The 15,125-nt window shown below is 38.1% G+C and carries 10 protein-coding genes; 2 read left to right on the plus strand and 8 right to left on the minus strand.

The annotated features are described in order from the left end of the window. Positions 1-150 precede the first annotated feature (150 nt). Positions 151-861: a hypothetical protein gene (locus tag H5180_RS22655; protein ID WP_182759187.1), complete on the minus strand. Its 711-nt coding sequence runs from the start codon at positions 859-861 to the stop codon at positions 151-153. Positions 862-1,184: 323 nt separating this feature from the next. Here H5180_RS22655 and H5180_RS22660 point away from each other — a divergent pair, with 323 nt between their 5' ends. After that, a complete protein-coding gene (locus H5180_RS22660) occupies positions 1,185-2,183 on the plus strand; it encodes a YecA family protein (RefSeq protein WP_182732139.1) in 999 nt (332 codons plus the stop codon). A gap of 778 nt (positions 2,184-2,961) precedes the next feature. Here H5180_RS22660 and H5180_RS22665 read toward each other — a convergent pair. From H5180_RS22665 to H5180_RS22675, 3 genes are all read right to left on the minus strand, one after another. After that, a protein-coding gene (locus H5180_RS22665) for an IS3 family transposase (RefSeq protein WP_182759188.1) occupies positions 2,962-4,508 on the minus strand; the annotation gives its coding sequence in 2 pieces (ribosomal slippage) (positions 2,962-4,049 and positions 4,049-4,508; 1,548 coding nt in all). A 235-nt stretch (positions 4,509-4,743) separates the two neighbouring features. After that, positions 4,744-6,132, minus strand: a complete 1,389-nt coding sequence (locus H5180_RS22670) for a HipA domain-containing protein (RefSeq protein ID WP_182759189.1) — start codon at positions 6,130-6,132, stop codon at positions 4,744-4,746. Then, a complete protein-coding gene (locus H5180_RS22675) occupies positions 6,116-6,436 on the minus strand; it encodes a helix-turn-helix domain-containing protein (protein WP_145242858.1) in 321 nt (106 codons plus the stop codon). The genes H5180_RS22670 and H5180_RS22675 overlap by 17 nt, the downstream gene beginning before the upstream one ends. A gap of 854 nt (positions 6,437-7,290) precedes the next feature. Between H5180_RS22675 and H5180_RS22680 the strand changes: the two genes are divergently transcribed. Continuing rightward, positions 7,291-8,832: a DNA cytosine methyltransferase gene (locus tag H5180_RS22680; RefSeq protein ID WP_182759190.1), complete on the plus strand. Its 1,542-nt coding sequence runs from the start codon at positions 7,291-7,293 to the stop codon at positions 8,830-8,832. Between the two features lie 3 nt (positions 8,833-8,835). Here H5180_RS22680 and H5180_RS22685 read toward each other — a convergent pair whose 3' ends face one another. From H5180_RS22685 to H5180_RS22700, 4 genes are read right to left on the minus strand one after another with little or no spacing between them, the layout of a single operon-like run. Continuing rightward, positions 8,836-10,884: an AIPR family protein gene (locus H5180_RS22685; RefSeq protein ID WP_182759191.1), complete on the minus strand. Its 2,049-nt coding sequence runs from the start codon at positions 10,882-10,884 to the stop codon at positions 8,836-8,838. Continuing rightward, positions 10,881-11,846: a PD-(D/E)XK motif protein gene (locus tag H5180_RS22690; RefSeq protein WP_182759192.1), complete on the minus strand. Its 966-nt coding sequence runs from the start codon at positions 11,844-11,846 to the stop codon at positions 10,881-10,883. Before H5180_RS22690 ends, H5180_RS22685 begins: the two co-directional genes overlap by 4 nt. Beyond that, positions 11,827-14,523, minus strand: coding sequence for a Z1 domain-containing protein (locus tag H5180_RS22695; protein WP_182759193.1), 2,697 nt, complete (start codon positions 14,521-14,523; stop codon positions 11,827-11,829). The genes H5180_RS22690 and H5180_RS22695 overlap by 20 nt, the downstream gene beginning before the upstream one ends. Before the next feature lie 2 nt (positions 14,524-14,525). Next, positions 14,526-14,672, minus strand: coding sequence for a hypothetical protein (locus H5180_RS22700; protein ID WP_182759194.1), 147 nt, complete (start codon positions 14,670-14,672; stop codon positions 14,526-14,528). Positions 14,673-15,125: the final 453 nt, after the last annotated feature.

Below are 15,125 nucleotides of genomic sequence, written 5' to 3' on the forward strand. Positions count from 1 at the left end.
GGCACAAGGGCGCGAAAACATCAAAGTGGCCGAGGTAGCGCCTCATTAGAGCCCGTATATAAGCACGCAATCACATCATTTTAATGTAAAAAGGCTTGTGCAATAGGAGGAGTCCATATAAGCGATTTTATATCGCGACTTGTTTTGCACTTAATCTTTAAACCAGCGGTAAGCGCCAAAAACTCCCATAAAAGCAAGACAACCAACAGCCACTAATTGCCAAATTTTGTAGTTATAGCCTTCTTTTTCCAAAGCAACTGTATTCAAACGGGTATCAGCTTTTGACACTGGGGTTAGCGTCATCGAATGTGTAATTGTGGCTATTGCAGTAGTGTTTTGTTGAGATAAAACAACCGTTGGCTGTTTAACATTCGCGCTTGCTTTGCTTAGTGCTTGCCACTGGGCTTCAAATTTTGCACGCTGCTCAGCTCGATTTTCACTGCACCAAACAAAGTCAGTTTGTTGCATTTCTTTAGCACGGCAGCGCTCAGGGTATTGGTAAAAACTACTCCACGCGAGTCGCTTGCTATCACTGTCGTATGTTTTACTATAGACCGTTGAATCATGAACTTTTTTAGTTAATAAATCATTAGCAGATGAGCGAGTATAAGTTCGTGAACCTGAACTGTAGCTCCTCCCATTAGTTGGGCTTATGCAGTGACGACCCAATATTTCAAACAACTCAGTTGAGCGCCTGCGTAAACGCTCACCTTCAGCTGCCTTATATCCTGCCCTCATTCTATCCTGAACTTTTTCTCGCTCGGCTTTAATAGCATCACACCGTGATTGCGAATACTGCTCTGCGGCCAATGTGCTATTGCTTGAAATCACGCAGATAGCCAATAAAATCCTTTTAATCATATATACATCACTGTCGTTAAATTAGGGATAGCGTAGCATTTTTTACGCTAGCAGCAAGACTTTCAATTAGAAGTTTCCGACAACCATTCACCTCCCCCTGTGTCAGGATAGTTGTCGCCTCTAATATTTAGCAGAGGCAAATAGCTTGCTTAATTGCCTCATTGTGTGAGTTAGCGAGTTTATGCAAACATCCTAGCGCTTTTACAATTGTAGAAACGGCTATTTAAGCTTGCTAATATCAAATCATTGCAAACCTTACTTTGATCCAACATCAGTAAATTGATTAGAATTACGCAAAGTTTCGAAACTAAGAGTTATTTCATATGAAGTTAGGCAGAAACGATCCATGCTCGTGTAATAGCGGTAAAAAATATAAGCGTTGTTGTATGGATAGCGCATCAAAGCAGCACAGCGAAGTATTTGACGAAATAGCACACACTATTGCGGCTAACCCTGATTTAAGCCTAGATGAAATGAATCTGATAGCTCAACATAAAATTTCAGGCATCAACAATAGTTCATTAGATGATTTTTGCGGCCTGTCAGCCAATCAAATGGATAATTGGCTAAGAGCACCATTTAATGAGTTGGCAAGGGTAACAATAAGTATACCTAATGAGCTAACAACAAGTCCTGTGATGCGTTACTTAGCGATAATACTAGATGAAGCGATGCAACAAGGAGGATCATTTAAAGCAACAACCAAAGGTAATTTACCAGCCAAAATAGCCAAGCAAGCAAGTGAATTACTCCCAGAGTTTGCCGTATCTGAGTATGAAAAGCCAGTCAGTATCAGTGAGTTTGCAGGTAGTAACGAAGACAAAATTAACGCCTTACATTACACCCGAATTTTGGCAGATATTGCAGGTATTATTTACCTTAAGAGCGGCCGTTTCCATGTTAAAAAAACCGCCCAAAAACAGTATCAATCACAGGGAGTTAAAGCATTCTTCTTACCTATGCTTGAAGCTGCCACCACACACTATAATTGGGCCTATTTTGATAGCTTTGTCAGTAATTGCGATCTACGCACTTTTTGGCTCTTTATGGTGTGGCGAATCCAAATACACGGTTCGGTTGAGCAATTGACTGAAGAAGTCATCACCGCATTCCCAGCCCTACTAAATGAAGTGCCAGCTACGCAATACAAAGATCCACAAGATCTGTTAGGTGTTTTAATCAGATCCCGTTTTATAGAGCGGTTTTTAGAGTTTTGGGGATTTATTACGGTAAACCCTAAGCGCTTTGCAGATGGCAAACCCATTGCGATAAAAACAAATATACAACCTTTATTAAAACAAACCTTTGCGTTTGATATATAAAAAAGTGCACACTTTATTCGCCTCACACAGTGAGGCAAATAACAAACTTAATTGCCTCACTGTGTGAATTTGCGAATTGAAATCGTAGGAACTGGCTTTAGCCGTGATTATCTTAAAAACAATTTTACCACCGAGCTCACCGAGGCGCGGCGCTGCACAGAGAAGATAAAAAGTGCTTCGAGCGACGGGCTGTGGGCTAACCCTAGCTAGCTCCTTTTACTGTCGTAGGAACTGGCTTTAGCCGTGATTATCTTAAAACCACTTTCACCACCGAGGGCACTGAGGCGCTTCGCTACACAGAGAAGATAAAAAGTGCTTCGAGCTACGAGCAAATCCTAGAACCTAGCTCCTTTTACTACCGTAGGCGTTAAGCTTGCTGACGCGGTCTTTATATTCTTTCTCTAAAGCGCAGCGCCTCTTAATCTCTGTGGTGAATACATCACTTACAATCAATTTGCACAAAGAGAAGACAATGAGGGTAAATAAGAATACAACGCAACGGGCTTTGAGCTGCGAGCTGGTGCAAACCCTAGCGCCTAGTCACTTCCCTGTAGGAACCCGCTTTAGTTGTGATTGTTTTAAAAACAATTTTACCACCGAGCTCACCGAGGCGCGGCGCTACACAGAGAAGATAAAAAGTGCTTCGAGCTACGAGCTACGAGCAAATCCTAGTACCTAGCGCCTTTTACCACCGTAGGCGTTGAGCTTGCTGACGCGGTCTTTATATTCTTTCTCTAAAGCGGAGTTTTTCAAGTTAGTTGTCGCATCAAGTTAAATTTTATGCCGCCCGCACTTCTTTTTTTTTCTCTGGATTCAAATTTACTTCATTGATCATTGTCCAATTTCGAGACTTTCCTGACCAACGACTTGGATTCTGTAATTTCGCTATTTCATTAACCCGATGACGTTCCGCTAGGATCGCTTTATCTAAACCTAAATGACGCTGATTTGGCGTGACAAACTTAATACCGCTATGTAAATGTTCATCGTTGTACCAATCTACAAATCCGTTAACCCATTTCCTTGCGCTCGCGATATCTTCGAAGGCTTTTTCAGGGTATTCTGGGCGATACTTTAATGTTTTAAATAATGACTCAGAATACGGATTATCGTTACTCACAGATGGTCGGCTAAATGAAGGCACAATCCCTAACTCCTGCAATGTCGCTAATAACGTTGCTCCTTTCATTGGACTGCCATTATCTGAGTGCAACGTGACTTGCTCAGGTTTTACCTGCTCTCGCCTGCAAATATCTACCATTAAATCAGCCGCCAGTGTGCTTAGTTGTGTGTCATGAACCTGCCAACCAACTATTTTTCGACTATAAATATCCATCACTAAATATAAGTATAAAAACTGACCTTTAACTGCTGTCGGCAAATACGTGATATCCCATGTATAAATTTCGTTTGCACGTGTTGCCTTGAGCGCTTTTGGCTTTTTTATCTTTTTATTTGGTTTTACTTTTTCTCTGTGTGTTAGTAAGTTATGTGATTTCATAACGCGATAAAACGAACTTTCTGATGCTATCCACACACCTTTATCCAATAGTTTAGGGACTATCTTGCAGGGTGGTAAATGCCCGTACTCTATTGAATTAACCGTCTTAATTATACGCTGTTGCTCTAATTCAGTTAGCTTATTAGGTGGTCGTTTTATCGTACTTGTCCGCTTATCTATCATATCTTCAGCTTCAATCCAGCGTTGGATTGTTCTTGTCGTTAAACCAAGTAACTCACATGCTTTTGCTTGCCTTGCCCCTGATTTCTGAGCGTCTTTAATGAGCTTTATCAAGTCATGGCGTTCAGTTGAGCTGGTTAATCGTCCTCGTTGAAACCCCAAAGCGCATCTGCTTTTTTTTTGAGTACAAGTAAAGCGGCTGTTTCTGCTAATGCTTTATCTTTACGATTAAGCTCTTTTTGAAGCTGCTTAATTTCTTGTTTGAGCTGCTTGCTGTCTGATTTTACAGGCTTCGTTGCTGGCCCTTTAGCAAAATCTTGCTTCCATTGTTGAATATGATGCGGGTAAAGTCCTTTAGCACGACAATATTCATTAAGAGCTGTTTCATCTAAACTCGCACATTCAATAATGGCGTTGAGCCTGTCTTCTAAGCTCCAGTCATGAGGGCGTTTTTCTGTTGTCATGTGACTACCGTTATTTTTAGTTTCAAGTTCATGGTTTTTAGCAAGTGCAATCCACCGTTGTAGTGTTGAATAGCCGACGCCTAAATCATCAGCAATATCTTCTAGACGAACATCATCACATTGAGATAATGCTTTTTCAACAGCTTGAACTTTAAATTCTTGAGCAAATCGACGTCTCATTTTATCTGCCTCTATTAAAAGTTAGAGGCGACAACTATCCTGACACAGGGGGAAAGCGCAGCGTCTCTTAACCTCTGTGGTGAATACATCACTTACAATCAATTTGCACAAAGAGAAGACAATGAGGGTAAATGAGAAGGTAAAAGCTTCGGGCTACGAGTCGCGAGCGACGTGCTATGAATTCAGCCTAGCACCTAGTCACTTCCCTATCGCCTTTTACTTACACCGAAGAAACTTAAATAAACGCTTTCATACTTGGTAACAGCCCAACCTGCTCACTCAGTTCGCCAGCTGCTTTATTGATAATGTTAATACATAAGCCGATGTGTTCTAGTTCACTATTAGACAAATTATTTGCAATAGCAGTCGCTTTAGCCATTGTTATTGCAGCTAATACTGACTGAATTGTTTGACTCATCAGTAGCTGCATACGCGCAAGAGAAATATCAAACTCATCAGCAAAATCAGCTAACATATAAGCCGTTATTTCATTACTAAAATTACCCGCGCCTTGTGAATTATAGTCACCTAGCGACATTGCATAATGCCTTGAAATAGCTAGCTTTGAACCACCTTTTGCACAATCAATCCCCGCCTGTTCAATAATCGCTTCTATGTTTACCAAATCGTAAAACGGTGTGAGCTCTAAACCATTTTTGCCAACAAAAAAACTAATGTTCTTACCATGAGCATCATAATTACGCACTAAAATATTAAATGTTATCCAGCGAATAAGTTGCGCCTGATACGCTTGCAGATTCACTGTTTCAATATTAAAGAGCTTAGGAAAAGAAACACCATCTCGAATATAAATACCGTCCCCCTGATCACCGTGCTGACGCTCGTATTTGTAAGAAGGAGGCAAATTTGTCGCTTGGCACCCATCAATAACATGACGACGTAAGACTCGGTTTTGCTCTTTAACAACACGCCTATCAAAACGATCGATAACAAAGGCCCGCATTTCACCATAGCTACGCAATTCAACGTCAGGCACATCAAGCCCTGCGCCTCTTGCCAGCAGCATAGTAAATAACTCATTTACGGCAATGAAAGGCGCAGCGCCCGTTTCAAACTTAAATATTTTATTAGAGCATAATTCGCCTTCACCAAACCCCAGCCTGCCGTCGATTTCGAGTAAATTAAGCTTATCTTGAACCCCAGCGACAGAGAGCCTCGTTCGCCCATCCCATAATGTAATAGGCTCGCCCGCTTGCTTAAAACGGTTCAGCTTTTGACTCAATTGGTGATTCGTTACTTCACGAAAAGATGTTTGCTTTACTGCACGGTTACTTGCTCTAAACGACAAAGCACCCGATGTTTCTTCGCCAATAACTTTAATTAAACCAAAGGTATTATTCTTAGAAATGGTCGTGCTACTGATGATCTCTTCAAGGCCTTTCCCCTCAGGTAATAAATTTTGCAAATAATTACGTACTGCACGAGAGTCAAAACCGCCATTGAGTGGCAAATGTGGTGAAACTGCAAAACCCTCGTTGATCCATTTAGCCTCATAAGTAAATGAAATCTCATTTTCAGAGCCTATTGCCAGCGTTATCTCAGCCACCTTTTGCGATTGACCGATAAACACATCTAAACGATTGGTGTTAGTACCACTGTTCATCGCTCACCTCATCATTGCTATGAGCTATATCATCACTGACAAGACTGAACGACAACCCTAAATACTCCATAACTTTTAGTACATTATGAAGTTGCACAGTTACATCACCTTTTTCTATTTTTATTAGCGTAGGCTTAGAAATAGCAAGCGCTTGTGATACATCCACTAATGTCAGCTTCATACCAGTTCGCTTTGCAGTAATGGCTTTAGCCAGCTGCATGGGTGAAAATGGCTTAGAAAGCTCAGGCATTTCAGTACGCTTAACAACTCTTCCGAGTGTTTTTTTGACGGAGGAATCGCTCATTTATGGTCAACTATAGTTTACTTATACAACCAATTCTAGAATACCTTAAGAAAAAGTCAACGATACTTTACTTTTAGACTAAATAATTTATTAACAAGACCATAAGTAAAATATATTTAACTTATGGTGACTTGTAATTAAATTAAAACCCATAAGTAAATTTTAATTGACTAGTTTATAGCGTAAAACTGGTAAGTTGAAAAACGGGCTACGGATTAATCCTAGAACCTAGTCACTACCCTAAAACCTAGCAGCTTTTTCGATCTGTGATTGTTTTAAAACCAATTTTACCACCGAGCTCACCGAGGCGCGGCGCTACACAGAGAAGATAAAAAGTGCTTCGAGCTACGAATTAACCCTAGCCCCTAGTCACTTCCCTAGAACCTAGCTCCTGTTACTACCGTAGGCGTTAAGCTTGCTGACGCGAAAAGCGTAGATTTTAAATTTTAGGCGGGAGTTAACCTCGCGCTTTGGTTTTTAATTGCAAATTTTTAGTTATGTCGCGTTGGCGACGGCAACCAAGGGGCGCATAGCGCCGTACGCCCCTTGGAACCCCACGGCGCCCCGAGGATCACACTGTTTCCTCAATTTAAATTAATGATATGAACGTAACCAGCGTAGATAGGCCATCCATGGCCAAGCTACGCTTTTTACAGCATCCATGCTATAAATTACTCATCATTAATTCAATTTCGGGTGTGATCACGGGGAATTGCTTAGCTTCTGTGTTCATATTTATACAATTAGCTGCTATTTTAGCCAGTCATCCTCTTTAATCTCATATAACTCTTTATGACTCGGATCATGCCTGGTATGATTCTCTGTCTTTTTATTTTGTAGTTGCTTAGTTAGTTATGGAAAACGGTGAAGTTCTTGTCATTGATTTGTTTGCAGGCCCTGGCGGCCTTGGTGAAGGGATTTCCGCGGCTAAAACAGATGACGGTAAAACACCTTTTCAAATAGGTATTTCTGTTGAGAAAGATGTAAATGCTCATCAAACATTAACCACTCGCGCTTTTTTCCGTTTACTCAAAAACAAGTCTCAGCCGTTAGATAATTACTATGATTACCTGCATGGTGAAATAACCCGTGACGAGTTATTTGATCTTCATCCTGATATTGCAACAGAAGCCAACCAAGAAACTCTCAATGGTGCTAAAGAGCTTGGTAAAGACAATGAACTTATACACAAGCGCATTTCTGAATTGGTAAAAAAGCATAAAGGCCCAAAAGTACTAATTGGTGGCCCTCCATGCCAAGCATATTCACTTGCGGGGCGCTCTCGTAACGCGGGTAATAAAAGTTACGTTGCAGAAGCTGATACTCGTCATTTTTTATATAAAGAATACTTAGAAGTAATCAGCTTAGCTAAACCAGATATTTTTGTTATGGAGAATGTTCGCGGAATCCTAACAGCCAAAGTTAATGGCCAAGTCATGTTCCCGCAAATATTGAAAGATTTGCGTAATCCTGGCTCAGTAACTAAACACAAAAATATTCCAAAATATAAAATCTACTCATTAGTAGTTGATGCAGAAAACCCAGAAGAACCACAATATAAAGACTCTGCCGATTTCTTAATTCGCTGTGAACAATATGGTATACCTCAGGCTAGGCATCGTGTGATTTTGCTCGGTGTGCGTGAGGATATAAAAGCAAAGCCAGAAACACTAAAAGTATGCGACCATCAAGTTACAGTAGAGCAAGCTATTGGTGATTTACCTAATTTACGTAGCGGCTTTTCTAAACAAAAGGATAATGCAAGTGATTGGGAAACAGCTGTTACTAAAAATGCAGCTAAGCTAAAGCGGATACTGAAAAAACAATTCAATTCAGAATCAGCCAATTCCTTAAACCTTAAGCCAAAAATCGGTTTGTCTAGAATAGAAACAGCATTAAGCGACAAAACCCCAGCTATGCCAGAGCCACTAAAAGCTTGGTATATAGACCCTAATTTAAACGCAGTGCTAAACCATGAAACCAGAGGGCATATGGTTGATGATTTACTTCGCTACGCTTACTGCGCCGCTTATGCGCAAATAGAAGGCTCATCGCCTAAATCTCGTCACTTTCCAAAAGAGTTAGCTCCAGCCCATGCTAATTGGGATACAGGAACACACGCTGACCGCTTTAGAGTTCAAGTAGCAGATAAATACGCTACTACCGTAACAAGCCATATTTCAAAGGATGGTCACTACTTCGTACATTACGATCCGCAACAATGTAGAAGTTTAAGTGTTCGTGAAGCGGCCCGCTTACAAACATTTCCTGATAACTATATTTTTGAGGGCACAAGGACAAATCAATACGTACAGGTAGGTAATGCTGTGCCGCCTTACTTAGCTTTCCAAATAGGGCAATTAATAAGTAATTTTTTACTTCACATCAAACGATAGTTGTTAAACAAAATGAAAGCCTTCTTCCAAGGCTTTCTTTTCAACGTCCAATAAAGATAAACATTGTTTCTCTGTTGGTATCTTAGTAGGAATAGCCGCTGCTATATCTAATATACTTTTTTCTTTGTGACTCAATACAAACGAAGCTTTGTTCCAATCCTGCATTTTCTTCCAGTACTGCTCAGTTTTATCAAAAACATATTTCTGAGCCTCGATACCATTATCAATACTTTGGACAGTAGCAGCTTCTTTTTTCTGTTCTTTGGCTACAGAAGGATCAATCAGCATACTTTCTATAGTGCTACTTAAAGGAACGTATGTGTTAATTAAATTTTCCCAACAATCAGGCTTTTTACACCATTCACTAATGTTAGTAACGTGTTGAGGTGTATCTTTAATTACCTCATTTACTTTTGCCGCAATTTCAAGAAGGTTATCTAGCAATTCAGCAGGCAAAGACTGACTATTCCATATTTCCATAAGATTAAATAGCTTACTTTTACCATCAATCATATGTCTGAACTTTGATATTGTATAAGTAACAATATTGGCTTTATATCCGCCATACCAAGATTGTTTCATTATTTTTTTATCTAATTCTTTAAATAAAATTGCTTTAGCAATTGATTCTTTAAAGAATAGCTCATTGAATGGCTTATCATCTTTATTCCATTGCTCCGTCATTATCTCAGCAAATTTACCGAAATTTTTCTGAGCACCTAGACTTACAACATGCGGCATTTTTTCCCATGAATTATAAAACTTAGCTAAGTCCGTTTTAGTTAGCATTTGGGGCTTAGGATTAATCTTCTCAAATTTTTTCTGTTCAGCTGGAGTTAGCTTGGTTTTGGCAGTCATGTATTGACCACGCGCTCTTTCATAAAACCAATGAGTTTCTTGTAGCCCACCTTCAGAGGATGGTGCCCAAATTCTTCTAGAAAGCTCTTCAAAACGCCAGTGAAAAGGACTGTTAGAGAAAAAGTCTGCGGCATTCACCTTATTTTGAGTATTAGCAAACTCTGATATTTTTGGAACTATTGTTTCTACAGATTCCGGTGGCACGATGGTTAATTTCACCTGAATAAAGACTTGAGTCAAATCTGCTTTTTCTTTTTTCAGCGTGTTGTATATTGACGCTGTAGTTTGGCCTCCATTCACAATTTGTAAGTTTTTTAGTTTGGAGATCATGGTATTACCATTCTCTTCATATATCGCTATTTCTTCCGCTGTCGCTGTTAAACCATTATTAAATGCAAAAAACATATTTGGCTCATTTATAATGGTATTCCTCATTCCCTTATTTACTTTTCCTTTAAACTGAAGAAATGTTCGTACATTCTGTTCTAGCAGCCTTTCGGTATACTTGTCATAAAGTTTGGACAGGAGTGAACCGGGTAAAACTAATAAATATGACTGGTATTCATCTGTTTGAGAGAATGCTTTCAAACAAGGAAGATAGTTTCCAAATTCTTCTTTAAAATCAATTTCTATTGATTCTTTCCCAGCTTTAGATGAGTCAATACGATAAATTCTCTCAATGTCCCAAATATCAAAATTAATTTTTATGCCATTATTGCTATCAACAGAGGGGATAGATTTAATTGACTTACTTAATTCACTGTTGGTAATTATAATAATTCTAATACTAGTAATCTCTGAGGATTTAAGACATATATCTCTTACAAGCGGATACGCAAGATCTGTCTCTTCCATAGTTTGGTAGAAATTATTATCTAGACTTTTATCGAAAAAACGTACTGCTCTTTTCGAAATTTGCATAGCTAGTGAAGTTGTTAGTGTTTCTAGTTTATCTTTATAGTGAGAAACGATAAGTGTCAGTACACCATTTTGTTCATTTCGATGCCATGCATCAAGTTTAAGCCCTAATGAATCTTTTTTATGACTACAAAGGTTGTAGTTCTCCATAACAGCTTGTTCAACCAGATAATCGCAAACTTTTTCAACAAAAACAGGTTCGTTAAACTTACTTCCAACTTCAGCCTCGCTATAAATTTCTTGCATAAAGTTTGTGTAAAACAATTCTAAGCTCATACTGCTGATACCCACGGTTCGTCAATTAAAAATGGTTCACAATTTGTCAACTCTAAATCATATGTTACGTTGCAAACGCCATTTGGAATACTTGATAAAATAATCCTAGGAAAGTCCCCTGACACTTCGTAGAACTTCTTTGAAGCTACTATATAACTATAATTGGAATACTCTTCGCTATGCACATAGCCAATGTTTAATAAGGCGTCTTGGAACTTTTCAAGCTGTTGTGAATGTCCCTCTTCTTCAAGTATGTTTTGAATATTTAAAATTAAGTTAGGTAGTGACAGAGCATCGTGAGATTCAGGTTCAGTTCTTCCTAGAGTAACCACAAATAAATACAATTCATCTAATTGCCCACACAGTTGTTCAGCAGAGGAGATTTTAATTTTGGGCGAAGATGTACCTATTTGGCATTTCACCTCCACAGCTGCATTTTGAATATTGAAGTCTTGCGGACTGCCCTCCGGGCCAGTCCAAAAATCTATTGATTGAGCAATACCATATTTTTTGGCTAAATGGTGACTTAGGTATACTAATTCTCCTATTAGTCCTTTAATGACTCTTTCCGGTAATAGCTTTTGCCTATCTTTTTTTAAAAACTCTCTCCACCGTTCAATTCTTCTAAAGATCACAGGCACAATGGCTGATGGTTTCAACACCCGTGTAGCGGAAATAATGTCATTGCACAAAGAAAAAAACAGTTCCCAATCACTAGGGTTTTTCAAGCTCAAAACTAATTGTTTAGTTTCTGCTATAGAGGTAACCTCGATTCCAAAAAGCGATGGATACTTAGGAGGTAATTTACATTCATTCGTTAATTTACAAACAAATAAGTATTTACCCAACCTATCTTTTGCCCAATAAATATCTAAAGGGTGCTTATGATCAATTCTTCTCGCTGATAAATCTGCTTTTGGTGTTTTGATGCTTTCCCAAGGATTAATCATTTTCGAATTCATCCTCTTCCTCTATTACGCTAGAAAATTCTTGCTTCCACCATGTTGTATTAACGATATATTCGACAAGATTTTCAGGTCTGCCTTTACCTGCTTCACCCGGAAAGCTAATACTCCACGCTAAAGCGGTTTGATCTATTGCTGGTTCTTTTGTTTCGCCTACTACGCAATCTAATAAGTAAACAGTTAGTAATGGGCGATCTCTTAATTGGCGTAATAACTTTCCTGAAAGAGATTTCGCACTCTCTAGTTTTTCAATATGCGCATTTATTTTTGCTTTGTCTACCCCAGCTTTTTCCCATTTGGGATCACTAAACCGCCTTTTGCTGGATGTTACTGCACTTTTAGTTTCCTTATAAAGACATACAGTCCGCATTAGAGGGTGCATGATTATGCTCTGTTGTGAGTAAACCTTATATTCATCATGAGGCTTAGTGTTACTTATTAATTGGACATCCCAATTGCAATTAATTTTTCCGATATAATCTAAAATAGGCTTTGGTTCAGTCATTATTGAAGCTGGATGATTTGTATAGGCATCTATAAACTTTTTAATAGGCTCATCATTGATATTTTGAAATACATAATTGGTACTTGAGGTATCAATCAGGCTATTAGTTTGCAGTAAATCCTTTATCAAGTAATCTAACGCTGTTTTGTTGTTATCCTGTAAACTATTGGAAGTACCTAAAACTGTGGTTTCTACATGTCGTCCATGTAAACTAATTTGCCTCAACACACTTGTACCTGTGCGCATCTTATTTCTTGCTGTTACAATAAGTGATTCAGGGTGGCTACGTACACATAACCCAAACTCCTCAGGCGTGAGCTTAGCATTTTCCATTCTTTTAAACTCATCCCGTAATTCTTCTGTTACATCAGAGATATGTTCATACCAAGAAATGGCCTCATAAGGCATATATAATCTGCAAAGTTCAGCAAACCCCTCTCTATAACCAAACCAACGCCCCATTTGCATTAAAGTATCGTACATTTGCGTATTGCGAATAAAATAACTAACTGTCAAGCCTTCTAAAGTTAAACCTCTCGATAGGCTTAACCCTCCAACAGCTATTATACTTCGCCCATTAGGGTAATTTTCTTTGCTGTAATCTAAAGGCTCTGAATTTTTTGAGGCGTTGACTTCAATTGTTTTAATTGGGGAAACCGCTCTTTTTAAAGTTAATTGAACTGTTTTCCAATCAAATTCAACTCCTGAAAACTCTTTATCAAAAGTTTCTCTCAAGCTTCTAATAGATTCATTTTTAATTGCTTTTAATTCATCCAACGCGTAGTGATTAATAATGTTCCTTCTAAGTTCATCAACATAATCATGCACTAACAATTTGATATGACTTTGTACATCAGTAAATCTACTAACATTAATCAGCATAGAATTATGCTTAAACTCTTGATCTCTTAGTATCCGAATAGCTCTAATTAAAGTAAATACCCTAATTGCTTCTTCTAAAGATGCAGGAATAGCTTCTGGTATATAATCCTTTTTGTGGGAGGGTGGAAGCAAATCTTCAAAATCTAGTAGCTCTCGCACTATGTCTAAATCAGAATCTGAGCTAAATATTCTCTTTGAGCCAACATAATTTGAGGGAGCATCTAAGCTAATAATAAAATCTCTAGGAAAAAGCTCATCACCTATCATTTCATCATTATTATCGGGATCGATAAAAATATTTGCGAAAGGTGTAGCTGTATAGCCTAGATACATATTTTGTCGAAATAACTTGAGCAACTCGCGGATCTTACTATTAATTGCTGTCGCGTCAGTGTCTTCTTTATTTGTATTGATCGAAGCGTGGTCGGCTTCATCATCAATTAGAAGAAAGGGAAATTGGTCTAAGTTAAGGTTATTGTTTTTTAGCCAGTTTATTAGGTTTTGTAGTATAGCTTTATTCTTTTTAATAACTAGTACAACAGGCTGATTAAAATTATCTAAGGTTGAGCCTATTTGTTTAGCTATGCTGTTCTTAAAATCATGAATAGTAGTTGTAAATGAAATTGGAACTTTATCATGTGAATATTTGCCGACACCAACAAGCCTATCCTTCAATGGGATACCGTCTAATTGCTTAGAGCTATCAACTCCTCTAAAGCCTTCATCAATTCTTTCCTGTGTCTGACTTCTAAGCGCACTCAATATTCCAGCAAGGACAATAATAACTTTATAACCAGCATCAGCCGCCTTATTTATAACCCCAGTATAATTAGCCGTTTTACCTGACTGCACATGACCAACAACTAACCCCTTTCTTGACCAATCACCTTCTTTATTAGGATTTTCCAAATGGTCCAATATTTTGTCAGTAACTAAATCCAATTGCGTTACTACTTTTGGAGGGAAATTCGAATGCGATAAGTGTCTTTTATATCTATTCCAGAAGAACCAATCAATATCACCACGGTTATCCTCTAACCAAGGAATATAGTCTTTTGCTTCAAAATATGACCCTAAAGTCATACTTATATCAAATCGTTCTTCCAGTTTTGTGACTATCAAATTAATATCATTTTCATCGGTAAACGATAAGCTATAAGCCATCATTTTTACTGTTTCAAGAATCATTTCTGAGTCAACTTGATCTAATTCCTTTTCTCCAACTTTAGCTACTATAAACTTTTCACTTAAATCTTCTATTTGGTTTAGTTTAACTATATCGGTCATGATTAGATTTCCATTCCTTTTATTATTTTAATACTTAAATCAATATGTGAAGCCATTGGCTCTATCTGAGTAATTTTTTCAATCATTTGTTCTTTAGTTAATTTTTCGTTTTTGTAGATTGGCAAAAATACTCTAATAATATTTTTCAATTCTTCCGTTGGTATACGAGGTTTAGTAACATTTTCAGGTGAATTTGCAAAGTCATTAAAATATAAGTCTGAAGGGAAAGATGACTCTACAGACGTTAAAATGTTTATAAACTCTTTTTGTAAGTCATCTCCCAGTTTATTTTTGAGATTTACAATTAATGGGTGACTCTTGCTTATTTCATAACTTACCTTTCCAGAAACTATATTCCTATTCCAAATTGGCTCTAAAATTTTTGATTTAAGTCGATGACCTTTTTGTTTAAATACGCGCTTTCCTGAATATTCAACTTCTGAAATGATTTGTTTTAATCCTTTTCTTACGACTTCAGGCAGGGCAAGATCACGAACTTTACCTTGACTTAAAAGTATGATCTTATACTCCTTTTTAAGGAGCCCCCATGCCTGATATTCAACTATTTAAATATTTCGAATCAATTGACGACCCTCGCCAGC

This window comes from Pseudoalteromonas sp. SR41-4, from assembly GCF_014163985.1.
GTDB lineage: Bacteria > Pseudomonadota > Gammaproteobacteria > Enterobacterales > Alteromonadaceae > Pseudoalteromonas > Pseudoalteromonas rhizosphaerae.